Origin of the sequence: Pantoea sp. WEP, from assembly GCF_041678305.1 — a bacterium.
Classification (GTDB): domain Bacteria; phylum Pseudomonadota; class Gammaproteobacteria; order Enterobacterales; family Enterobacteriaceae; genus Pantoea; species Pantoea dispersa.
Map to the genome: position 1 here is coordinate 589,443 of NZ_JBGNXB010000001.1, position 21,256 is coordinate 610,698.

Genomic DNA, 21,256 nt, shown 5'->3' on the forward strand with positions numbered 1-21,256 from the left:
CATTTTACTCCAGGCGCGGCTGGCTTGTAAAGCACCATGGACAATTTAGAACCAACAGGAGCGTTTGCCTGTGCGGCTGCCGGTTTTTTCAGGCCATGGAGTATAGCGCACTCTTTGCGCGACAGAAAAACACTTTTTCGTGTGCGGAAGGGCGCAGGCGTCAGCCGGCCTGTGCTACACTGCGCGCCGCAAGAAGAGGGTGATAAAGCTATGCGAGTTCTGGGTATTGAAACGTCCTGCGATGAAACCGGCATCGCGATTTATGACGATGCGTCCGGTCTGCTGGCGAATCAATTATATAGCCAGGTGAAATTACATGCCGATTACGGCGGCGTGGTGCCGGAACTGGCCTCGCGCGATCACGTGCGGAAAACCGTGCCGCTGATCCAGGCCGCGCTGAAACAGGCGGGCTTGCAGGCCGGAGAGATTGACGCCGTGGCGTACACCGCCGGTCCCGGCCTGGTCGGTGCGCTGCTGGTTGGCGCCACCATTGGCCGCGCGCTGGCGTTCGCCTGGAACGTGCCGGCAGTGCCGGTGCATCACATGGAAGGCCATCTGCTGGCGCCGATGCTGGAAGACAACCCACCGGCATTCCCGTTCGTGGCACTGCTGGTCTCCGGCGGCCACACGCAGCTGATCAGCGTCACCGGCATTGGTGAATATACGCTGCTGGGCGAATCGATTGACGATGCCGCCGGGGAAGCGTTCGATAAAACCGCCAAGCTGCTGGGGCTGGATTATCCGGGCGGCCCGATGCTGTCGCGCATGGCGCAGCAAGGCACGCCGGATCGCTTTAAGTTCCCGCGTCCGATGACCGATCGTCCGGGACTGGACTTCAGCTTCTCCGGCCTGAAAACCTTCGCAGCGAATACCATTCGCGAACATGACGGTGACGAACAGGCGCGCGCCGATATCGCCCGCGCCTTTGAAGATGCGGTAGTGGACACGCTGATGATCAAATGCAAGCGTGCGCTGGAGCAGACCGGCTTTAAACGACTGGTGATTGCCGGCGGCGTGAGCGCCAACCGCACGCTGCGTGAACGCATGGCAACTATGATGAGCGCGCGCGGCGGCGAGGTATTTTATGCCCGTCCGGAGTTCTGCACCGATAACGGCGCGATGATTGCCTATGCCGGCATGGTGCGGCTGAAAGGCGGCACGCGCGGTGAGCTGGGTGTCAGCGTGCGGCCACGCTGGCCGCTGGCGGAATTACCGGCCATCTGATAATAAAAAACCGGCTGCGCGCCGGTTTTTTTATTTCTTCTTTTTACGCTTCCACACGCGGTTTTCCTGACCGCGCCACAGGCGCTGAATATTGTCGTGATGGCGCAGCAAAATCAGGCATGACAGCATCGACACCGGAAAGGTGAACTGCGGCTTAAACCACCAGACATAAAACGGGGCAATTAACGCGCTGACGATCGCGCCCAGCGATGAGTAACCGCTGAGCAGCACTGTCAGTAGCCAGGTGCCGGTCATCAGGCCGGTCAGGTCCCAGCCAATCGGCGCGATGGCCCCAAACGCGGTGGCCACACCTTTGCCGCCACGAAAGCGGAAAAACACCGGATAGATGTGGCCGAGGCAGGCGGCGATGGCCGTGAGGCCAAGATACATCGGCGTGACGTGCAGCCACCAGGCGATCCACACCGGCACCATTCCCTTTGCCACGTCGAAAATCAGTACCGCGGCAGCGGCGGCTTTACCGCCAATACGTAACACGTTGGTGGCGCCTGGATTGCCAGAGCCTGCGCTGCGGGGATCGGGTAAACCAGCGAGTTTACAAACCAGGATCGCACTGGAAATCGAGCCGCAAAGATACGCGAAAATAATCATACCAAGCGCGATAGCACTCATAGCTTCGTACCGTTCCTTTTGGGTCGTTTTGTTCTCGATAAGCGTGGATAATACGCATAATCCGCCGGAAGTGGTATCCGGCTAAGCCAAAAACAGAGAGTGACATCATGGATATCGTATTTATAGAACAACTCACCGTGTTCACCACTATTGGCGTTTACGACTGGGAACAGGGCATGCAGCAGAAGCTGGTGCTCGATGTCGAAATGGCGTGGGACAACCGTCAGGCGGCGGTGAGCGACGATGTGAACCACTGTCTGAGCTACGCCGATGTCACCGAAGCGATCCTCAGTCATCTGCAGGGGCAGCGTTTTGCGCTGGTCGAACGGGTGGCAGAAGAAATCGCCGATCTGTTGATGAATCGTTTCAAAACGCCCGGCGTGCGCGTGAAGGTAGGTAAACCGGGGGCTGTCGCCCAGGCGGCGAGCGTGGGCGTGAGAATTGAGCGCGGGACTATTCCTAAATAAATCCTGCGTGATTGCCATCACAATGAAACCAAACCAAATTATGGTGTGTCTCAGTGGAGGCCGCTGCGCTGATGAAGGGGAAGTGACCGAAATCCTTAAGGTTTCCTTCAGCAAGGTGCAGGCATAATTTCAGGCGGTAGCGGTGCGCGACCGCCTTTTTACTGTTTAAAACGGATAGAGGGTAAAATTTGATGGCAGACATTCATCAGCTATGGGTAGCTGCAATCCTGGGGGTTGTGGAAGGCCTTACGGAGTTCCTGCCGGTCTCATCCACAGGCCACATGATTATTGTTGGCCATTTGCTGGGGTTCGAGGGTGAGAAGGCGGAAACCTTTGAAGTGGTGATCCAGCTGGGCTCCATCCTCGCCGTAGTCGTGATGTTCTGGCGCCGGCTGTTTGGCCTGATCGGCATTCACTTCGGCCAGGAGCGTCACGAAGGCGTCGGCAGCGGAAAACTGACGCTGATTCACATTCTGCTGGGTATGGTGCCGGCGGTGGTGATTGGCCTGGTGCTGCATGACCAGATTAAAACCCTGTTTAACCCGATCAACGTGATGTACGCGCTGGTGGTGGGCGGCGTGCTGCTGCTGGCGGCGGAATATCTCAAGCCAAAGCAGCCGAAGGCGGTGGGCATTGATGACATCACCTATCGCCAGGCGTTTATGATTGGCTGCTTCCAGTGTCTGGCGCTGTGGCCGGGCTTCTCGCGTTCCGGCGCCACCATCTCCGGCGGTATGCTGATGGGCGTCAGCCGCTATGCGGCGTCCGAGTTTTCCTTCATCCTCGCGGTACCGATGATGATCGGTGCTACCGGACTCGATCTCTACAAGAGCATGGGCTTCCTGACGATGCAGGATTTCCCGATGTTTGCCGTGGGCTTCGTGACCGCCTTTATTGTCGCGCTGCTGGCGATCAAAGTGTTCCTTGAGCTGATCAAACGTATCTCGTTTGTGTCGTTTGCCATCTACCGCTTTATCGTCGCGGCAGCGGTTTACGCCATCTTTATGTAATACGCGAGGCGCGGCCGGTTACGCTGGCCGCGCGTCGATTAACCCTTCCTGCAACGCCAGCACGCGCCGACGCGTCAACTCTTCCCGCACCGCCGCGCCTGTGAAACCGGCCTCGACCACCGCTTTGGTGGGCACCGCCTGCGCCAGCGCAAACGCGCGCCGCAGATAATCGCCCTGCGGATAAGCCATGCTCTCCAGCGTCGTGCGCCCGCGTGCATCGGCTTCGCTGGTCAATGCCATCTTTTCCACGCGATCGGGCTTGCGCCAGGCGTCGATGCGGTCAAACAGCGCCACCAGCGCGTCAGCCGGCTGGCGTTCAATGGTGTGCACCACATCGTGAAACTCCGTCACCACCAGGGCCAAATCGCGCACCTGGTTCGGCACGCGCAGCCGCTGGCACAGCGCTTCAACAATCGGTACACCGGCCGGGCCGTGGCCATGATGGCTCGGCCACTTCTCTGGTGGCGTCAGCGCTTTACCCACATCGTGGAACAGCGTGGCGAAACGCACGTCAAGCTGGTCGGAGAGCGCTGCGGCCATGGTCAGCGTCATCAGCGCGTGGACGCCGGTATCGATCTCCGGATGCCACTTAACGGGGGCCGGAATGCCGTACAGGTTGTCGATTTCCGGGAACAGCACCTGCAATGCATCGCAGTCGCGCAGCAGCTGGAAATAGACCTGTGGATTGCGCGTCAGCAGCGCTTTTTCCGTCTCTTTCCACACCCGCTCTGCGGTGAGGTGCGCCAGTTCACCGCTGTGCGCCATCTCGCGCATCAGCGCCTGGGTTTCAGGTGCCACGCGGAAATTGAGATGGGCGAAACGGGCAGCAAAACGCGCCACGCGCAGCACGCGCAGCGGATCTTCATTAAAGGCTGCCGACACGTGACGCAGGGTGCGCTGCTGCAAATCCTGCTGGCCGTGATAAGGGTCGATCAGCGTGCCATCAGCAGCCTGCGCGATGGCATTGATGGTCAGATCGCGACGCTGTAAATCCTGCTCCAGCGTCACGTCCGGCGCGAACTGGGTCACGAAGCCGGTATAACCGTTGCCGCTTTTGCGCTCGGTGCGCGCCAGCGCATACTCTTCGCGGCTATCAGGGTGTAAAAAAACCGGAAAATCCCGGCCCACCTGCTGATAGCCCTGCGCCAGCATGCTGTCGGGCGTTGCGCCCACCACCACCCAATCTCTATCTTTTACCGGCAAACGCAGTAAGGCATCACGCACTGCGCCACCGACCAGAAACGTCTTCACTCAACCACTCCAGAGGCAATCCACTTTTGCGTGCCGCGCACGCTTGTTACGTTATTGTTGCATACTTTGGCGAAAAAGCGGGCATGCCAAAAGGGGCATCTTACGATCCCCTTCAGGCAAACCACAAATGGCGTGGCGGCTTTAATTCATCCAGCGATCGTTTTTCTTGCGGCGCGGCACCATGTGCGGCAGCAGCAGGCCAAGCAGCAGACCCACGCCGAGCACGCCGCCGCCATACATAAACCACTGCATGATGATGGTGCGCTGTTTGTCATCCAGCTGAACGTTAGCGGCGCTGACCTTCTTCTGCGCGACAATCAGCTCGTTGCGCAGCTTCTGATTCTCTTCTTTCAGGCCGTTGATGGTGCCGTCACTGTTGGCCACCTTGTTCTGCATCTCTGACGTACGCTGATTCCAGCTGTTATCAATGTTCGCCAGTTTGTCGGTCAGCTCTTTGACCTGCTGCTCCAGCTGCGGCACGCGGGTGCGCAGGCTGGGAGAGGCGCTGAGCTGCGACAGCGGGATCCAGTTAGTTTTGCCTTCTGCATCGCGGATTTGCGCGTACTGCGAGTCATTATTGGTTTGCAGCAGCGTGACTTCCTCCCCGGCATTCAGCTTGCCAACCAGGCGATACTGATCGCCAGGGCCGCTGCGTACCCAGGTGGATAATTCGTCGGAGATGTAACGTTTTTCATCGGCCGCGTGGGCCGGTGCGATGGCGCTGAAAGCCAGCAAAGAGAGGGCGGCAAGTGTGATTTTTTTCATTCGATATCGTTTTTTCATGATGGGCGTAAATTTACCGGCACAGTCTGGAGTCGCTTCGCATAAATCTGAATGAGAACTATCCTGGTCTCAATGCGGTGCGAAAAGGGTCGTAAAAGCACAAGAAAGCAGAGACAGCAGGCTTGCGGTGCATTACTCTTCGCCAGATTAAACTCGTAAGTGCCAGCAGCGTATTGAATAAAAAATTATGACCATCGAAATCGAATTAAAGTTCATTGCCACCCCGCAAGCCGCCGAAAAACTGGCGCAGACGCTTGCCGCCTGGCCACATCAGCACCACGCCGCGCGTGAGTTGACCAACATCTATTACGAAACCGATGACAACCAGCTGCGCCGCTGGGATATGGGCCTGCGGATTCGCGGCGTGGATCAGCGCTATGAAATGACGCTGAAAACCGCCGGCAAAACGCTGGGCGGCCTGCATCAGCGTCCGGAATACAACGTCGACCTCAGCGAGCCGCAGCTGGACATTGCCCGCCTGCCGGCAGAGATCTGGCCGCAGGGGACCGATGTCGCCGCGCTGCAGCCGCATTTGCAGCCGCTGTTCAGCACCCATTTCCAGCGTGAAACCTGGCTGGTGAGCGTTGGCGACAGCGAAATTGAAGTAGCGTTCGATTGCGGCAGCGTTGCCGCAGGGGAGCTGAGCGAGCCGCTGTATGAAGTGGAGCTGGAGCTTAAGCGTGGAGCGCGCAGCGATATGCTGACCTTCGCCAGTGCGCTGATCGCCACGGGCGGCCTGCGCCTCGGCAGCCTGAGCAAAGCGGCACGCGGTTATCAGCTGGCGCAGGGCAACGCGCCGCGACCATTGCGCGCGCTGCCGCTGCAGAAAATTGCCCCTAAAGCCACGGTGGAGCAGGGCATGGTTCACGCCATGAGCGCGGCGCTCGGCCACTGGCAGTACCATGAAGAAGTCTGGCTGCGCGGTAACGAAGACGCCCGGGCACGGGTAATTGAAGCGCTGGAAACGCTGCGTCAGGCGTTTTCCCTGTTTGGCACGCTGGTGCCGCGCAAGGCCAATAGCGAACTGCGTCAGAAGCTGACCCGGCTGGAAGAGCTGCTGGCGGACAGCGAGGCCAGCGCAGAAACCGTCTGCTTCTCACCGACCTCGGTCGAAGCTCAGTTAGCACTTACTCACTGGCTGGTGGAGTCGCAGTGGCAGCCGTGGCTGGACGAGAAGAACAAAAGCAAGCTACAGGGCTCGTTTAAACGCTTCAGCGACATCATGCTGGGGCGCATCGGCGCGGATCTGCGTGAAACCTTCGTCGACGTGCAGCTGTTCAATGAATTTCAGGACAAAGCTACGCGCCTGAACCGCCAGTTGCTGGCGGTGCATCTGCTGGCGGGGGCGTATCCGGCTGAAGAAGTCAGCCAGTGGCTGGCGGGCTGGCAGGAGTTGCAGCACGCCATTCGTGAAAAACAGGAGCGCGGTCTGATTCAGCTGGTCAATCTGGCGATCCGTCAACCGCCGTTCTGGCTGAATAACGGTGCGAAACGCTAAGGCTACGGCACCATCAATCATCAGGGAGGGAAGATGTCGTTACCGTTACCGACGCTGATGCAGGCGCAGCTCGCCAGCGTGGCAGAACGTCTGGGCCTGCCGCTGACGGCGATCACACCGCAGCAGGCTGGCGCACTGACCTTTAGTGACTTTATCGTGGACAACCTGCAGCAGCATCCGGCGTGGTGGCAACAGCTGCAGCAGCAACCGCCGCAGCCCGAAGAGTGGCAGCACTATGCGACCTGGCTGGCAGCGGCGCTGCAGCCGGTAGATAACGAAGCCTCCCTGATGCGCGAACTGCGCCTGTTCCGCCGCCATATGCTGGTGCGCATCGCGTGGATGCAGGCGCTGGAGCAGGCCAGCACCGGGCAGAGCCTGACGCAGCTCAGCACGCTGGCGGAAGTGCTGATTACCGCCGCGCGCGACTGGGTGTGGCAGGATTGCTGCCGCGATTTCGGCACGCCGTGCAACGCCGCCGGCGAAGCCCAGCCGATGCTGATTCTGGGCATGGGCAAGCTGGGCGGCGGTGAACTCAACTTCTCTTCCGATATTGACCTGATCTTTGCCTGGCCGGAAAACGGCGTCACCCACGGCGGCCGGCGCGAGCTCGACAACGCGCAGTTCTTTACCCGCATGGGGCAGCGGCTGATTAAGGTGCTGGATCAACCTACCGTCGATGGCTTTGTTTATCGAGTGGATATGCGCCTGCGCCCGTTCGGCGACAGCGGCCCGCTGGTGCTAAGCTTTGCCGCGCTGGAAGATTACTACCAGGAGCAGGGCCGTGACTGGGAGCGCTACGCGATGGTGAAAGCGCGCCTGATGGGCGACGATGGCGGCCACTGGAGCCAGGAGCTGCAGCAGATGTTGCGCCCGTTCGTCTATCGCCGCTACATCGATTTCAGCGTGATCCAGTCGCTGCGTAACATGAAAGGCATGATTGCCCGCGAAGTACGGCGGCGCGGCCTGAAGGACAACATCAAACTCGGCGCCGGCGGCATTCGCGAAACCGAATTCATTGTCCAGGTGTTTCAGCTGATTCGAGGTGGACGTGAGCGCTCACTTCAGCTGCGTTCGCTGCTGCCGACGCTGCAGGCCATCGGTGAGCTGGCACTGTTAATGCCGGAGCAGGTTGACCATCTGCGTGACGCCTACCTGTTTTTACGCCGGCTGGAGAATCTGCTGCAGAGCATCAACGATGAGCAGACGCAGACGCTGCCGGAAAATCCGCTCGATCGCCAGCGCCTGGCCTGGGCGATGGGCATGGCGGACTGGGCGACGCTGCTGGCACAGCTGGAACAGCACATGGCCGGCGTGCGCCACATTTTCGACGAGCTGATAGGCGATGATGCGCCGGATATCGACGATCAGCCGCAGCTGGCGGAGTTCGCCAGCCTGTGGCAGGACGCGCTGGAAGAGAGCGATTTGCTGCCGGTGGTACCGCAGCTGCAGGCGGAACAGCGCCATGCGCTGTATCGGGCGCTGAATGATTTCCGTCAGGATGTCAGTCGCCGCACCATCGGCCCGCGCGGCCGGCTGGCGCTCGATCAATTAATGCCGCGCCTGCTAAGCGAAGTGTGCGCGCGTGACGATGCCGATGTGGTGCTGGCGCGCCTGACACCGCTGCTGCTTGGCGTATTAACGCGCAGCACCTATCTCGAGTTATTGACCGAGTATCACGGCGCGCTGCGTCATCTGATTCGCCTGTGTGGCGCTTCGCCGATGATTGCCAGCCAGCTGGCGCGCTATCCGCTGCTGCTGGATGAACTGCTCGATCCGGCCACGTTGTATCAGCCCACTGCCACCGATGCCTATCGTGATGAACTGCGCCAGTATCTGCTGCGCATTCCCACCGATGATGAAGAGCAGCAACTGGAAGCGCTGCGCCAGTTCAAGCAGGCACAGCATCTGCGTATCGCCGCCGCCGACATCGCCGGAACCCTGCCGGTGATGAAAGTGAGCGATCACTTAACGTGGCTGGCGGAAGCGATCATTGAATCGGTGGTGCAGCAGGCGTGGCAGATGATGGTGCAACGCTATGGTCGCCCTTCGCATCTCACCAGCGACAGCGAGCGCGGCTTTGCCGTGGTCGGCTACGGCAAACTGGGCGGCTGGGAACTGGGTTACAGCTCGGATCTCGATCTGGTGTTTCTGCATGACTGTCCGGACGATGCCGAAACCGACGGTGAACGCGTTATCGACGGGCGTCAGTTTTACCTGCGTCTCGCCCAGCGCGTCATGCATCTGTTCAGCACCCGCACCTCGTCCGGCATTTTGTATGAGGTGGACGCGCGCCTGCGCCCCTCTGGCGCGGCCGGCATGCTGGTCAGCACCTTTGCCGCCTTTGACGACTATCAGCGCCATGAAGCCTGGACGTGGGAACATCAGGCGCTGGTGCGCGCGCGCATCGTGTTTGGCGAACCGGCGCTGTGTGAGCGCTTCGATGCGATCCGGCGCGGTATTCTCTGCCTGCCGCGTGAAGGCGCGAAGCTGCAAACCGAAGTGCGTGAGATGCGTGAGAAAATGCGCGCGCACCTCAGTAACAAGCACAAAGGCCGCTGGGAGATTAAAACCGATGAGGGCGGTATCACCGATATTGAATTCATCGCGCAGTATCTGGTCTTAGGTTACGCCGCCAGCCAGCCGGCGCTGACGCGCTGGTCGGATAACGTGCGCATTTTCGAACTGATGGCGCGCCACGGCATCATGGCTGATGAGGAAGCGCAGGCGCTGACGCACGCTTACGTCACGCTGCGCGATGCGCTGCACCATCTGGCGCTACAGGAACTGCCGGGTCATGTCGATCCGGCATCGTTCGCTGACGAACGCGCCGTGGTGCACGCCAGCTGGCAGCGCTGGCTGGCCGCGAGCGACGCGGATGACACGGAGCAGTGAGCCTGGCGGCTTCTATGCTATTATCCGCGCATTATTTTGACTGAACGTTGAAGTCTGGAGTCTCTGCATGAAAGTAACACTGCCCGCGTTTGGCAAGGCCGCTGTGCTGGTTGTCGGCGATGTGATGTTAGACCGCTACTGGTACGGCCCGACCAGCCGGATCTCACCGGAAGCCCCGGTGCCGGTGGTTAAAGTGGATACCATTGAAGAGCGGCCGGGCGGCGCGGCCAACGTGGCGATGAATATCGCTGCACTCGGTGCGGACTCGCGCCTTATCGGCCTGACCGGTGCAGATGACGCTGCGCGCGTGCTGCGCGAAACGCTGGCGCAGGTGAAAGTTGAGTGCGATTTCGTCGCCCTCGATAGCCATCCGACCATCACCAAACTGCGCGTGCTGTCGCGCAACCAGCAGCTGATTCGCCTCGACTTTGAAGAGGGCTTTGAGCAGGTTGATCCGCAGCCGATTCACGATCGCCTGCGTCAGTCGCTGGCACAGGCGGGCGCGCTGGTGCTGTCTGACTATGCCAAAGGCGCGCTGAGCAGCGTGCAGACCATGATTCAGCTGGCGCGTGCGGCGCAGGTGCCGGTACTGATCGACCCGAAAGGTACCGATTTTGAACGTTATCGCGGCGCGACGCTGCTGACGCCCAATCTGTCCGAGTTCGAAGCGGTGGTGGGTAAATGCAAAAGCGAAGAGGAGATTGTCAGCCGCGGTATGCAGCTGATCGCCGATTACGATCTCTCCGCGCTGCTGGTGACGCGTTCGGAAAACGGAATGACCCTGCTGCAGCCGGGCAAAGCGCCGCTGCATTTGCCCACTCAGGCGCAGGAAGTGTATGACGTGACCGGTGCTGGCGATACGGTGATCGGTGTGCTGGCTGCAGTGCTGGCTGCCGGTGAAAGTCTGGAAGATGCCTGCTTCCTCGCCAACGCTGCGGCTGGCGTGGTGGTCGGCAAGCTCGGGACTTCAACCGTCAGTACCGTGGAGCTGGAGAATGCGATTCACGCGCGGCCGGACAGCGGCTTTGGCGTGATGACCGAAGCCGAGCTGAAAGTGGCGGTGGCGCAGGCGCGCCAGCGCGGTGAGAAAGTGGTGATGACCAACGGCGTGTTCGACATTCTGCACGCCGGCCATGTCTCTTATCTGGCCAACGCGCGCAAACTGGGCGATCGCCTGATCGTGGCGGTCAACAGCGATGCTTCCACCAAACGTCTTAAGGGCGAAACCCGCCCGGTGAACCCGCAGGAAAACCGCATGATCGTGCTGGGTGCGCTGGAAGCCGTAGACTGGGTGGTGCTGTTTGAAGAGGATACGCCACAGCGGCTGATTGCCGAAGTGCTGCCGGATCTGCTGGTGAAAGGCGGTGATTATAAGCCGGAAGATATCGCGGGCAGTAAAGAGGTGTGGGCCAACGGCGGTGACGTGCGCGTGCTCAACTTTGAAGACGGTATCTCCACCACCAACATCATCAAAACCATTCGCAATCAGTAAACACGTAGCCGGCGGGAGCGAACTCCCGCCGCGTAAACCTTACTGAGGCGTATCGATTTTGCCTGCCGGATCTGGCGTGATCACCGCCGGAGCCGGGGCCGCCGGACTTTCACTCTCCAGCTTCGCCAGACGCTGCTCCAGCGCCGCCAGTTTTTCACGCGTGCGCAGCAGCACCTGGGTCTGCACGTCAAACTCTTCACGATTAACCAGATCCATGCGGGTTAACTGCGCCTGCAATACCTGACGAATTTTCTTTTCCACATCGTCGCCAAAGTCGCGAATACCTTTTGGCATCGCTTCGTGCACCTGGCGCGCCAGTTGTTCAATTTTTTTCGTGTCGATCATGGTTGTTTCCTGGTTACGGTGGCTGATAACAGCGCGTGTTCCGACTCATCAAACATTAAGTGTAATGCCAGAAACGAAAAGGTTAAACCCGAAATCCGCAACGCATGAAGTGCAAAAGCATTTGCACTTTTGTTGATTGCCCGACCAGGTGATTGGCGCTATAGTAATTTCGCTTATTCTCAGGGCGGGGCGAAATTCCCCACCGGCGGTAAATCAGCTTCGGCTGAAAGCCCGCGAGCGCTTTCGCTGTTCAGTGAAAGGTCAGCAGATCCGGTGTAATTCCGGGGCCGACGGTTAAAGTCCGGATGGGAGAGGGTAACGACATCAGCCGGGCTGCGCCCGCGTCACGTTATTGCCATGTGTTTTCTACGCACTCCTAAGCTCGCCCTGGTTCTGGTAACTCATATTTTATTAATAAGGTTTTTTTACCATGAATCAGACGCTTCTTTCTGAATTTGGCACGCCGGAACAGCGTGTAGAACGCGCCATCGATGCGCTGCGCAACGGGCGCGGCGTGATGGTGCTGGACGATGAAAATCGCGAAAACGAAGGCGATATGATCTTCGCCGCCGAAACCATGACCGTGGAACAGATGGCGCTGAGCATTCGTCACGGCAGCGGCATTGTCTGCCTGTGCATTAACGAAGCGCGCCGCCAGCAACTGGATCTGCCGATGATGGTTGAGAACAACACCAGCTCTTACGGCACCGGTTTTACCGTGACTATTGAAGCGGCCAGCGGCGTGACGACCGGCGTATCGGCCTCCGACCGTATTACCACCATCCGCGCGGCGATTGCCGATGACGCTAAACCGTCCGATCTGAATCGTCCCGGCCACGTATTCCCGCTGCGCGCGCGCGACGGCGGCGTGCTGGCGCGCGGCGGCCACACCGAAGCGACGCTCGATCTGGTGACGCTGGCGGGCTTCAAACCTGCGGGTGTGCTGTGCGAACTGACCAATGATGACGGCAGCATGGCGCACGCGCCGGAAGTGATTGCGTTTGCGAAGCAGCACGCCATGCCGGTGGTGACCATTGAAGACCTGGTGGCCTGGCGCCGCCAGCATGAAACCCGTCAGGCCAGCTAAGCCGACGTGAAATAAATAAGGCCGGATGTGATGCATCCGGCCTTTTTTTATGATTAACGGCTGGCGTAAAAAACGTGATTGCCTATCACCACGGTACGCTGGAAGGCGTGGCGCCACGCGGGTCTGGCGCTGTGCGCATGAAAGAAGGTCGCGCCCTTTGTCACATCCGCCAGCTTACCCTCGACAATCCGCTGGGCCAGGCGCTGCGCGCGCTGCCAGCTTTTGTCATGCTGCGGCGGATGGCGATGGGGATGTTTGTGCAGAGACGTCCAGGAGAACTGTTTGGGTGCGTACACCACCGGACAGATCTCTTTGACGTCCCAGTTAGCCCGATTCATGGTGACAGTGCCGACGGCAATCTGCCCCTTTACCGGTTCGCCGCGCGCTTCATGATAGATATTCATCGCCAGGCATAAAATGGCTCCCTGAATTAACATAACACTCCACTGCTTTCTAAGAGTCGCGTGGAGTGTAATGAGCCCGCAGTCGGGTGTTAACAAGACCCGTCTCGACTACGCCTTAACAAGCCTAAGTCGTTGAGAGTTAAGGCCGAAGTGGTGGTGAATGAGACGAATCTCGCGTCAGCCTACCCCGCTGGTTTGCAGCAACGTCAGGCTCAGGCCCATCACCGTCATGCCGCACAGAACGCCGTAGCTGGGATTGTTATGCGGATCGATTTCGCGCGCCAGCGGCATCAGTTCATCCACGGACAGCGCCACCATAATGCCCGCCACCGCCGCCATGATGGCCGCAATCATCACCGGTGAGACCGCCGGCCCCAGCAGCAGAAAGGCGATGATGCCACCAAGAATCTCCGCCATGCCGGACAGGCAGGCCCAGAACAGCGCTTTGGCTTTCGAGCCGGTGGCGGCGTACATCGGTCCGGCCACCGCCAGCCCTTCCGGAATATTATGAATCGCGACGGCCAGCGCGATGCCCAGCCCCAGTTCCATATCGCTGCTGGCGGTGACAAAGGTGGCAATGCCTTCGGGAAAGTTATGCAGGCTGATACCGAGCGTCAGCAGGATCGCGGTACGTTTCAGGTTAGTGGGGCGGCGATTGACCGCCATCAGATCCTGCGGATGCTGGTGCGGCAGCAGGCGATCCATGGCGAAATAACCCAGCAGACCGAGCATGAACATGCCGTAGCCAAGCACCGGTGACATGCCTTCCGCATGCAGCGCGGCGGGCAGCATCTCCATCAGGGAAATCAGCAACATGATGCCGGCGGCAAAGCCGAGCGCAAAGGCCAGTGCGCGGTTCGACGGCTTCTGACCGAGCACGCCAAAAATCGCGCCGACGAAGGTGGCACCGCCAGCCAGGATGGTTAGCAGCAAAGGTACTGACATGATGGGCTCCTTAATGATAATGATTACCAGTTACAATATAGTTAACCCCATAAAATATCGAGTTATTTAGCGTAAAGTTATGTCGGCAAAATCTTGTTCAAATTTGCTGATAAACATCATCATGCTTATCAGCGTTTTTCCCCTGGCGAAAGCGCGTATCGTGACAGTCATTAACGCGATCCCGACGCCAGAGGATGAATAATGACCCGCATGCCCGCTCTGTTTCTCGGCCACGGCAGCCCGATGAACGTATTAGAAGACAACCGTTATACCCGCGTATGGCAACAGCTGGGCGAAACCCTGCCGCGTCCGCGCGCTATTCTCGCCATCTCGGCGCACTGGTACACGCGCGGCACGGCGGTGACGGCGATGAGCAATCCGCGCACCATCCATGATTTTGGTGGCTTCCCGCAGGCGCTGTTCGACGTGCGCTATCCGGCGCCGGGTTCGCCATCGCTGGCACAGCGCGTTATCGATCTGCTGGCGCCGGTAGCAGTGCAGGCCGATCAGCAGTGGGGCTTTGATCACGGCTCGTGGGGCGTGCTGGCGAAGATGTATCCACAGGCTGACATTCCGCTGATTCAGCTCAGTATTGATGGCACCCAGCCGGCGGCGTGGCATTTTGCGCTGGGACGTAAACTGGCGGCGCTGCGTGACGAAGGCGTGATGCTAGTGGCCAGCGGCAACGTGGTGCATAACCTGCGGATGATTCGCTGGCAGGGTGCGGAAAGCGCTTATCCGTGGGCGGAGAGCTTCAACCAGTTCGTGCGCGATAATCTGGGCTACGAAGGCGAGGCGGCGCAGCATCCGCTGGTGAATTATCAGCAGCATGAAGGCGCGCAGCTGGCTAACCCGACGCCGGAGCACTATCTGCCGCTGCTGTATATTCTCGGCGCGCGAGCTGAAGGTGAGGCGGTGAGCATCCCGGTGGAAGGCATGGATATGGGTTCGATCAGTATGCTGTCGGTGCAGGTTGGCTGACACCTATGCCGACAGCAGACCGGGCGGCACGTGCGTTACTCAATAAAGGTGTGCGGATAGAAACGTGACAGATCCTGGGTGATCAGCGCACGATCTTCCCGCAGACCGATACCGGCAGGCTGATCGTCAATCAGCCAGCTGCCAATCAGCGTGTAGCTGTCGCCAAATTTCGGCAGCGGCCAGAACTGCTGGACGATCATGCCCTCTTCGCCATAAGGGCCGTCGGCACGCGCGATTTCCTGACCGTTTTCCACGATGGTGATGTTGGCACCTTCGCGGGAAAACAGCGGTTTCACCACATATTTGTCCATCTGCGGCGCGCTGGCATCGTCGGCAAACCAGGCGGGCAGCAGGTTAGGATGGTTGGGGAACATCTCCCACAGCAGCGGTAGCAGCGCTTTGTTGGAGAGAATGCTTTTCCACGCCGGCTCCAGCCAGCGCACGCCGGCATCGGCCAGCTTGGTCGAGAACATCTCGCGCAGCATGAATTCCCACGGATAGAGCTTGAACAGGTTGCTGATCACCTGATCGTGCTGATCGGTAAACTGACCTTTTTCGCCCAGCCCGATCTCATCAATGTAAAGAAATTCACTCGGCAGACCGGCTTCAGTGGCGCAATCCTGCAGATACTGTACCGTGGCGCGATCTTCTTCCGTATCGCGACAGCAGGCAAAGTGCAGCCAGTTAAAACCGTGCTGCTGGTGCAGCGTGGCGAAGCGCTCAATCAGCTGCTCCTGCAGGCTGTTGAATTGATCGCTGCCCTGCAGCAGGTTGCCGGCGTTGAGCTGATCCTCCAGCCAGATCCACTGGAAAAACGCCGCTTCGTACAGCGAGGTTGGCGTATCGGCGTTGTTCTCCAGCAGCTTGATCTCGCCTGTGCCATCCCACGCCAGATCGAGGCGTGAATAGAGCGACGGCTGACGCTGCTGCCAGGATTCGCGCACAAAATCCCAGGTGTGTTTCGGAATGCAGAAACGGGTGAGCAGCGCTTCGCTGTTCACCACTTTTTCTACCGCCTGCAGGCACATCTGGTGCAGTTCAGCGGTGGCCGCTTCCAGCTGTTCAATTTGCGCCAGCGTAAACTGGTAATAAGCGTCTTCGCACCAGTAGGGTTCGCCATACATGGTGTGAAACTGAAAGCCGTACTCGGTCGCCTTTTCGCGCCAGTTCGGACGTTCGCTGATAGCAATACGTTGCATGCGCGGGCTTAGCCTCCCAGCGAGCGGCTGCCGGTGCTGGTGGCACTGCTGCGCTGCATGGTGTTCTGTTTGGCTACCGTCTCACCAAAGCCGCCACGGGTGATGGTGGACGTAGTGGCTGGTTTTGGCGCCAGCGCGGTTTTCGGCACGTTGACCGTCCGACCGGAGGTGGCCGCACCGTAGTTCTTACCGGAAGCATCAACAAACTGGCCGTTAGCCGGGCTGTTAGGGGTTTTTGGCGAGAACAGTGGCTGCTGCGCAAAGCTGGCACCGCCGCCCATCAGACGACCCATCATGTAGCCGGCCATCAGAGGCATCCAGAAGCTGCCGCTCTGCTGCGCTTCAGCGTTGTTCGCCGTGGTACCGACGCCCGCCTGTGCCGGAGTTTGCTGACACTGGTTTTCGCCGAATTCCGCGACGCAATCTTCACGCGTGGCGTATTTTGGCGCGGTGCGCTCAGCCTCTTTCAGCGCGTTGTTGTAAGCGGTGGTGCACTGAGCGCTCTGGCCCGGATTGGCTTTCGCACAATCATCGGCGTTCTGGTACATCGAAACCGTTTCATCGCTCTGTTCGCAGCCTGCCAGCATAAACACGGCGGTGACCGCCAGTGCGACCGGCGTTAAATGGCGTGCCTGCCAGCTTTTACGGAAAGCGGCATGACGAATATTTTTTGTCCGTTTCATTATCTTCATCCTGTGCCCAAAGGTGGGGCTTAGGATAGGTGATGAGTGGTGGAAAATGAAGCGGGAAGCCGGGTGGCAAGGGGATCTTTACGTTGTTATACGTTTGAATGCGAAAGGGGCCGCAAGCGGCCCCTTGAAGGCTTAATTAGCGAAAGGATTGGCGCTATTACGTGCCGCGGCCGGACGGGCCTGAGCGGCGGCGGAAGCGGAGGTCGCTTTCGGGCCGTTATCCACGCGCGCGGCCTGCTGGCTGTTTTCCGGCGCGACCACTTCTGGCGAGGTCGTCACTTCTTTGCCCAGCGTGCTGTTCAGCTGTTGCAGATCCTGCTCGTTCAGCGTGCCCAGCGCATATTTGATGTTCAGCTGGTTGATCAGGTAGCTGTAACGCGCATTCGACAGCTGCTGTTTAGCGTTAAACAGCGTGGTGGTCGCGTCTAACACATCAACGATGGTACGCGTACCCACCTGATAACCGGCTTCCGAAGCATCTAATGAGCTCTGCGCCGAGATTACCGACTGTTTGTAAGCGTCGATGCTGCTGATCGAAGCGTTCACGTTGTTGAACGAAGAACGGACGGTCTGAATCGCGCTACGGTGCGCGCCTTCAAGCTGCTCGCTGGCGGCGACGAAGTTATACTGCGCCTGTTTCACCTGCGAGGTCACTGAACCGCCGCTGTACAGAGGCAGTGAGAAGCTCAGGCCAACCTGGTTGGAGCCGGTGATCGAGTCAGTGGTACCGGCGCTCTGATTAGCGCGGCTGCCGCCGTATTTGCTGTTCGACAGACCGGTAGAAGCGGTCAGATCCAGCGTCGGCATGTGGCCGGACTCGGCGGAGCGAATCTGCTCACGCGCCAGATCCTGGCTCAGACGGGCAGACAGCAGGTTGAGGTTACGGCTCTCAGCCTGTTTCAGCAAATTGGACACCGCTTCCGGACGCGCCGTTTTAAAACGATCGATATTCAGTGACGCCAGCGACAGATAATCCATGCCGGTGATCTGACGCAGCGATTCCACCGCGTTATCCAGGTCGTTACGCGCGGTCACTTCGTTGGCCAGCACGCTGTCGTATTGAGCACGGGCGTTCTGCACATCGGTGATGGCCACCAGACCGACGTTAAAACGCTGGGTGGTCTGATCCAGTTCGCGGTAGATCGACTGTTTCTGCGCTTCAGTGTAAGAAAGCGTATCAATGGCCTTCAGCACGTTGAAATAGGCGGTTGCGGTGTTCAGGATCAGATCCTGCTGCGCTACCTGATAAGTAACGTCCTGAATGCCGGCCGTTTTTTCCTGCAGCGTCAGCGCACGCCATTTCGACATGTCGAAAATCGTCTGCGTTAATTGCAGCGAGGCGCTGGTCGTGTTGGAATGGAGACCGCTGTTGTCGCGATAGCCGCTGTTATAGGTATAATCTGCACCCAGACCCAGCTGCGGCAGCAACGGGCTACGCGCTTCGTTAATTTTCTCAAAAGCAGCGTCGCGATCGGCGGCTGAAGCACGCAGATCCGGGTTGCTGAGGCGCGCCTGCTGGTAGACCTGCAACAGGTTTTCTGCCTGGCTGGCAAGGCTGAAACCGCCCAGGCTCAGTCCAATAAAAAGTGGGAGCAGTTTTTTCATTTGCATTCCTTGTGTTGCAGCAAATGCACAGAGAGTGTGCTGCAGGTAAGCCAAAAAATAATCGCCGATTCTACAGAGGCGGCGTCAGAGATAAGTTGGCTGAACGTGCCTTCTCCCCCTAATTTACGTAAATAATTCAGAAAGAACCACTCGGACGGAGCACAAGGGTTGGCTTTTCTTCGCTCCATCCCAATCTGCATAAGGAACCAGATGATGGCGGGTGAAAAAAAATCCCCTGTGACTTTCACAAAAAACGATGTAGAAATTATTGCACGCGATACTCGCTACGATGGTTTTTTTTCCATCGTCAGTTACCGCTTCCGCCACCGCCGTTTCAATGGCGACATGAGCGGTGAAGTGGTGCGCGAAGTTTTTGAGCGCGGACACGCTGCCGTGCTGCTACCCTATGATCCCCTGCGCGACGAAGTAGTGCTGATCGAACAGATCCGCATTCCGGCCTATGACTCCAGCGCCACGCCCTGGCTGCTGGAGATGGTGGCCGGCATTATTGAACCGGGTGAAACGCCGGAAGATGTGGTGCGTCGCGAAGCGGTCGAAGAGGCTGGCCTCAAGGTTGGCCGGGTCAAACCGATAGTGAATTACTTAGCCAGCCCCGGCGGAACCTCTGAGCGTTTGTCGGTGCTGGTGGGCGAAGTGGATGCCAGCCAGGCAGAGGGAAATCACGGGCTGGAGGAAGAGAATGAGGATATTCTTGTGCATGTGGTAAGCCGCGAACAGGCTTACCGCTGGGTGGAAGAGGGGATTATTGATAACGCGGCATCCGTCATCGCTCTGCAATGGCTGGCGTTGCACCATGAGAAACTAAGAGAAGAGTGGAAGCCAACATGAAACAGCGCTATACCCCTGATTTCCCCGAAATGATGCGTCTGTGCGAAACCAATTTCGCTCAGCTGCGCCGCCTGCTGCCGCGCAGTGACGAGGCAGGTGCGTCGGTGATGTATCAGGTGAACGGCGCCAGTTATCAGCTGACTATAGAAGAGTCGACGCGCTACACCACGCTGGTGGAGATCCGCCAGGTGGCACCCGCAGTGAGCTACTGGAGCCTGCCGTCCATGTCGGTGCGGCTCTACCACGATGCGATGGTGGCTGAAGTGTGTTCCACTCAGCAGATCTATCGCTTCAAAGCGCGCTATGATTATCCTAATAAAAAATTGCATCAGCGCGATGAAAAACATCAGATTAACCAGTTCCTTGCCGACTGGTTGCGGTACTGCCTGGCGCACGGCGCGATGGCCGTGCCGGTGTGCTGATAGCGATACCCTGAATCCGCACGGGTATATAACGCAACGATAGCGTGGAGAGAAAGGAAACGCTTTGGATAGCCTGCTAACTCTTCCTGCGGCAAATGGGTCCGATATCAGGATTTTACAAATTACGGATACCCATCTTTTCGCGGGAAAACATCAATCGCTGCTTGGAGTGAATACCTGGTCGAGTTTTGATGCGGTGCTGGACGCCATCGCGGCGCAACAGCGCGATTACGATCTGATTATCGCCACCGGCGATCTCGCCCAGGATCACACCGTCGAAGCTTATCAGCATTTTGTTGCGGGCATTGCGCGTCTGCCGAAGCCGTGCGTCTGGCTGCCGGGCAATCACGATTTTCAGCCGGCGATGGTGGATACACTGGCGCAGGCTGGCATCGCCGCGGACAAGCATGTGCTGCTCGGCGAGCACTGGCAGCTGGTGCTGCTGGACAGCCAGGTTTTTGGCGTGCCGCACGGCATGCTGAGCGACTATCAGCTGGAGTGGCTGGACCGCACGCTGCGTCAGTTCCCCGATCGCTACACGCTGGTGCTGCTGCACCATCATCCGCTGGCCTCTGGCTGTACCTGGCTTGACCAGCACAGCCTGCGCAATCCGCATCAGCTGGATGCGGTGCTGCAAAACTTCCCGCTGGCGCGCCACCTGGTGTGCGGCCACATTCATCAGGAGCTGGATCTCGACTGGCACGGCCGCCGCGTACTGGCGTCGCCTTCGACCTGCGTCCAGTTCAAACCGCACTGCACCAACTTCACTATTGATACCGTGGCGCCCGGCTGGCGCTGGCTGACGCTGCAGGCGGATGGCACGCTGCACACCGAAGTGAATCGTCTGCAGAGCGATCTGTTCCGTCCGGATCTGGATTCCGAGGGCTACTAAACCATGGCGGCGCTGATTTATCTGCACGGATTCAACAGCTCACCGCAGTCGGCTAAAGCGACGCAGTTACAGCAGTGGTGTCAGGCGCAGCATCCGCACATTGAGGTGCTGGTGCCGCAGCTGCCGACTTTTCCCGCTGAGGCTGCCGCGCTGCTGGAAGAGCTGGTGATGCAGTATGCCGGGGAACCGCTCGGGCTGGTGGGGTCATCGCTCGGTGGTTATTTTGCCACCTGGCTGTCGCAGTGTTTCATGCTGCCGGCGGTGGTGGTGAATCCGGCGGTGCGGCCGTTTGAACTGCTGGTGGATTATCTGGGTGAAAACCGGAATCCCTACACCGGCCAGCAATATGTGTTAGAGTCTCGCCACATTTACGATCTGAAAGTGATGCAGATTGACCCTCTGGAAGCGCCCGATCTACTCTGGCTGCTGCAACAAACCGGCGATGAAGTGCTCGACTATCGCCAGGCGCTGGATTACTACAGCGCGTGCCGTCAGACGGTAGAAGAGGGCGGCAATCATGCCTATATCGGATTCGAACGCCATTTTGCGCAGATGATTGATTTTCTGGGACTGAATACTCCCTGATGC

General features: G+C 58.8%; 21 protein-coding genes and 1 riboswitch. Of the genes, 12 read left to right on the forward strand and 9 right to left on the reverse strand.

Annotated features, from left to right (window positions below; genetic code table 11):
* Nucleotides 1-210 precede the first annotated feature (210 nt).
* The gene (gene tsaD / locus ABVR31_RS02835; protein WP_031280133.1) at nucleotides 211-1,224 is read left to right on the forward strand and encodes a tRNA (adenosine(37)-N6)-threonylcarbamoyltransferase complex transferase subunit TsaD; all 1,014 of its coding nucleotides are present in this window, start codon (nucleotides 211-213) and stop codon (nucleotides 1,222-1,224) included.
* A gap of 30 nt (nucleotides 1,225-1,254) precedes the next feature.
* Here tsaD and plsY read toward each other — a convergent pair whose 3' ends face one another.
* Nucleotides 1,255-1,854, reverse strand: a complete 600-nt coding sequence (plsY, locus tag ABVR31_RS02840; RefSeq protein WP_021509626.1) for a glycerol-3-phosphate 1-O-acyltransferase PlsY — start codon at nucleotides 1,852-1,854, stop codon at nucleotides 1,255-1,257.
* Nucleotides 1,855-1,961: 107 nt separating this feature from the next.
* On the opposite strand from plsY, the gene folB reads away from it, so the two are divergent.
* Together folB and bacA are read left to right on the forward strand one after the other, a co-directional pair.
* Nucleotides 1,962-2,321, forward strand: a complete 360-nt coding sequence (gene folB, locus ABVR31_RS02845) for a bifunctional dihydroneopterin aldolase/7,8-dihydroneopterin epimerase (protein ID WP_021509625.1) — start codon at nucleotides 1,962-1,964, stop codon at nucleotides 2,319-2,321.
* 191 nt (nucleotides 2,322-2,512) lie between these two features.
* Nucleotides 2,513-3,331, forward strand: a complete 819-nt coding sequence (gene bacA, locus ABVR31_RS02850) for an undecaprenyl-diphosphate phosphatase (protein WP_031280132.1) — start codon at nucleotides 2,513-2,515, stop codon at nucleotides 3,329-3,331.
* 18 nt (nucleotides 3,332-3,349) lie between these two features.
* Here the strand turns inward: bacA and ABVR31_RS02855 are convergent, their stop codons facing one another.
* Together ABVR31_RS02855 and ABVR31_RS02860 are read right to left on the reverse strand one after the other, a co-directional pair.
* A complete protein-coding gene (locus tag ABVR31_RS02855; RefSeq protein ID WP_058759771.1) occupies nucleotides 3,350-4,582 on the reverse strand; it encodes a multifunctional CCA addition/repair protein in 1,233 nt (410 codons plus the stop codon).
* 141 nt (nucleotides 4,583-4,723) lie between these two features.
* Complete coding sequence (locus ABVR31_RS02860; protein ID WP_010618709.1) at nucleotides 4,724-5,347, reverse strand: TIGR04211 family SH3 domain-containing protein; 624 nt, start codon at nucleotides 5,345-5,347, stop codon at nucleotides 4,724-4,726.
* Between the two features lie 205 nt (nucleotides 5,348-5,552).
* Here ABVR31_RS02860 and ABVR31_RS02865 point away from each other — a divergent pair, with 205 nt between their 5' ends.
* The 3 genes from ABVR31_RS02865 to hldE all read left to right on the forward strand — a co-directional run bounded on the left by ABVR31_RS02865 (nucleotide 5,553) and on the right by hldE (nucleotide 11,247).
* Nucleotides 5,553-6,863, forward strand: coding sequence for an inorganic triphosphatase (locus ABVR31_RS02865; protein ID WP_372771782.1), 1,311 nt, complete (start codon nucleotides 5,553-5,555; stop codon nucleotides 6,861-6,863).
* A gap of 33 nt (nucleotides 6,864-6,896) precedes the next feature.
* Nucleotides 6,897-9,755, forward strand: coding sequence for a bifunctional [glutamate--ammonia ligase]-adenylyl-L-tyrosine phosphorylase/[glutamate--ammonia-ligase] adenylyltransferase (gene glnE, locus ABVR31_RS02870; protein WP_141496445.1), 2,859 nt, complete (start codon nucleotides 6,897-6,899; stop codon nucleotides 9,753-9,755).
* Nucleotides 9,756-9,822: 67 nt separating this feature from the next.
* Entirely contained in the window at nucleotides 9,823-11,247 is a 1,425-nt protein-coding gene (gene hldE, locus ABVR31_RS02875) for a bifunctional D-glycero-beta-D-manno-heptose-7-phosphate kinase/D-glycero-beta-D-manno-heptose 1-phosphate adenylyltransferase HldE (protein WP_021509620.1), read from the forward strand.
* Nucleotides 11,248-11,286: 39 nt separating this feature from the next.
* On the opposite strand, the gene ABVR31_RS02880 is transcribed toward hldE, so the two are convergent.
* The gene (locus ABVR31_RS02880; protein WP_010618705.1) at nucleotides 11,287-11,592 is read right to left on the reverse strand and encodes an accessory factor UbiK family protein; all 306 of its coding nucleotides are present in this window, start codon (nucleotides 11,590-11,592) and stop codon (nucleotides 11,287-11,289) included.
* Between the two features lie 171 nt (nucleotides 11,593-11,763).
* A riboswitch (FMN riboswitch) is annotated at nucleotides 11,764-11,913 on the forward strand.
* 109 nt (nucleotides 11,914-12,022) lie between these two features.
* Here ABVR31_RS02880 and ribB point away from each other — a divergent pair.
* Nucleotides 12,023-12,679: a 3,4-dihydroxy-2-butanone-4-phosphate synthase gene (gene ribB, locus ABVR31_RS02885; RefSeq protein WP_010618704.1), complete on the forward strand. Its 657-nt coding sequence runs from the start codon at nucleotides 12,023-12,025 to the stop codon at nucleotides 12,677-12,679.
* A gap of 53 nt (nucleotides 12,680-12,732) precedes the next feature.
* Here ribB and ABVR31_RS02890 read toward each other — a convergent pair whose 3' ends face one another.
* The gene (locus tag ABVR31_RS02890; protein ID WP_021509619.1) at nucleotides 12,733-13,116 is read right to left on the reverse strand and encodes a cell wall hydrolase; all 384 of its coding nucleotides are present in this window, start codon (nucleotides 13,114-13,116) and stop codon (nucleotides 12,733-12,735) included.
* Nucleotides 13,117-13,260: 144 nt separating this feature from the next.
* On the reverse strand, nucleotides 13,261-14,028 hold the full coding sequence (gene zupT / locus ABVR31_RS02895; RefSeq protein WP_372771783.1) for a zinc transporter ZupT: 768 nt from the start codon (nucleotides 14,026-14,028) through the stop codon (nucleotides 13,261-13,263).
* A 201-nt stretch (nucleotides 14,029-14,229) separates the two neighbouring features.
* On the opposite strand from zupT, the gene ygiD reads away from it, so the two are divergent.
* Nucleotides 14,230-15,009 carry a 4,5-DOPA dioxygenase extradiol gene (ygiD, locus tag ABVR31_RS02900; protein ID WP_372771784.1) on the forward strand — a complete coding sequence of 260 codons (780 nt, stop codon included), beginning with the start codon at nucleotides 14,230-14,232 and terminating at the stop codon, nucleotides 15,007-15,009.
* Nucleotides 15,010-15,044: 35 nt separating this feature from the next.
* Here ygiD and ABVR31_RS02905 read toward each other — a convergent pair whose 3' ends face one another.
* The 3 genes from ABVR31_RS02905 to tolC form a co-directional block, all read right to left on the reverse strand.
* Nucleotides 15,045-16,208: a glutathionylspermidine synthase family protein gene (locus tag ABVR31_RS02905; protein ID WP_372771785.1), complete on the reverse strand. Its 1,164-nt coding sequence runs from the start codon at nucleotides 16,206-16,208 to the stop codon at nucleotides 15,045-15,047.
* A gap of 8 nt (nucleotides 16,209-16,216) precedes the next feature.
* On the reverse strand, nucleotides 16,217-16,891 hold the full coding sequence (locus ABVR31_RS02910; protein ID WP_372771786.1) for a DUF1190 family protein: 675 nt from the start codon (nucleotides 16,889-16,891) through the stop codon (nucleotides 16,217-16,219).
* Nucleotides 16,892-17,032: 141 nt separating this feature from the next.
* Entirely contained in the window at nucleotides 17,033-18,505 is a 1,473-nt protein-coding gene (gene tolC / locus ABVR31_RS02915) for an outer membrane channel protein TolC (RefSeq protein ID WP_021509613.1), read from the reverse strand.
* Between the two features lie 213 nt (nucleotides 18,506-18,718).
* Between tolC and nudF the strand changes: the two genes are divergently transcribed.
* From nudF to yqiA, 4 genes are all read left to right on the forward strand, one after another.
* Nucleotides 18,719-19,354: an ADP-ribose diphosphatase gene (gene nudF, locus ABVR31_RS02920; protein WP_021509612.1), complete on the forward strand. Its 636-nt coding sequence runs from the start codon at nucleotides 18,719-18,721 to the stop codon at nucleotides 19,352-19,354.
* A complete protein-coding gene (locus ABVR31_RS02925) occupies nucleotides 19,351-19,776 on the forward strand; it encodes a DUF1249 family protein (RefSeq protein ID WP_021509611.1) in 426 nt (141 codons plus the stop codon). Before nudF ends, ABVR31_RS02925 begins: the two co-directional genes overlap by 4 nt.
* A 64-nt stretch (nucleotides 19,777-19,840) precedes the next feature.
* Nucleotides 19,841-20,668, forward strand: coding sequence for a 3',5'-cyclic-AMP phosphodiesterase (cpdA, locus tag ABVR31_RS02930; protein ID WP_031280131.1), 828 nt, complete (start codon nucleotides 19,841-19,843; stop codon nucleotides 20,666-20,668).
* A 3-nt stretch (nucleotides 20,669-20,671) separates the two neighbouring features.
* Complete coding sequence (gene yqiA, locus ABVR31_RS02935; RefSeq protein ID WP_058771368.1) at nucleotides 20,672-21,253, forward strand: esterase YqiA; 582 nt, start codon at nucleotides 20,672-20,674, stop codon at nucleotides 21,251-21,253.
* Nucleotides 21,254-21,256: the final 3 nt, after the last annotated feature.

Bases quoted from the DNA above. Each gene is read 5' to 3' on its own strand.
- tsaD (WP_031280133.1), top strand. From the start codon at position 211: ATGCGAGTTCTGGGTATTGAAACGTCCTGCGATGAAACCGGCATCGCG.
- plsY (WP_021509626.1), bottom strand. From the start codon at position 1,854: ATGAGTGCTATCGCGCTTGGTATGATTATTTTCGCGTATCTTTGCGGC.
- folB (WP_021509625.1), top strand. From the start codon at position 1,962: ATGGATATCGTATTTATAGAACAACTCACCGTGTTCACCACTATTGGC.
- bacA (WP_031280132.1), top strand. From the start codon at position 2,513: ATGGCAGACATTCATCAGCTATGGGTAGCTGCAATCCTGGGGGTTGTG.
- ABVR31_RS02860 (WP_010618709.1), bottom strand. From the start codon at position 5,347: ATGAAAAAAATCACACTTGCCGCCCTCTCTTTGCTGGCTTTCAGCGCC.
- ABVR31_RS02865 (WP_372771782.1), top strand. From the start codon at position 5,553: ATGACCATCGAAATCGAATTAAAGTTCATTGCCACCCCGCAAGCCGCC.
- glnE (WP_141496445.1), top strand. From the start codon at position 6,897: ATGTCGTTACCGTTACCGACGCTGATGCAGGCGCAGCTCGCCAGCGTG.
- hldE (WP_021509620.1), top strand. From the start codon at position 9,823: ATGAAAGTAACACTGCCCGCGTTTGGCAAGGCCGCTGTGCTGGTTGTC.
- ABVR31_RS02880 (WP_010618705.1), bottom strand. From the start codon at position 11,592: ATGATCGACACGAAAAAAATTGAACAACTGGCGCGCCAGGTGCACGAA.
- ribB (WP_010618704.1), top strand. From the start codon at position 12,023: ATGAATCAGACGCTTCTTTCTGAATTTGGCACGCCGGAACAGCGTGTA.
- ABVR31_RS02890 (WP_021509619.1), bottom strand. From the start codon at position 13,116: ATGTTAATTCAGGGAGCCATTTTATGCCTGGCGATGAATATCTATCAT.
- zupT (WP_372771783.1), bottom strand. From the start codon at position 14,028: ATGTCAGTACCTTTGCTGCTAACCATCCTGGCTGGCGGTGCCACCTTC.
- ygiD (WP_372771784.1), top strand. From the start codon at position 14,230: ATGACCCGCATGCCCGCTCTGTTTCTCGGCCACGGCAGCCCGATGAAC.
- ABVR31_RS02905 (WP_372771785.1), bottom strand. From the start codon at position 16,208: ATGCAACGTATTGCTATCAGCGAACGTCCGAACTGGCGCGAAAAGGCG.
- ABVR31_RS02910 (WP_372771786.1), bottom strand. From the start codon at position 16,891: ATGAAACGGACAAAAAATATTCGTCATGCCGCTTTCCGTAAAAGCTGG.
- tolC (WP_021509613.1), bottom strand. From the start codon at position 18,505: ATGAAAAAACTGCTCCCACTTTTTATTGGACTGAGCCTGGGCGGTTTC.
- nudF (WP_021509612.1), top strand. From the start codon at position 18,719: ATGGCGGGTGAAAAAAAATCCCCTGTGACTTTCACAAAAAACGATGTA.
- ABVR31_RS02925 (WP_021509611.1), top strand. From the start codon at position 19,351: ATGAAACAGCGCTATACCCCTGATTTCCCCGAAATGATGCGTCTGTGC.
- yqiA (WP_058771368.1), top strand. From the start codon at position 20,672: ATGGCGGCGCTGATTTATCTGCACGGATTCAACAGCTCACCGCAGTCG.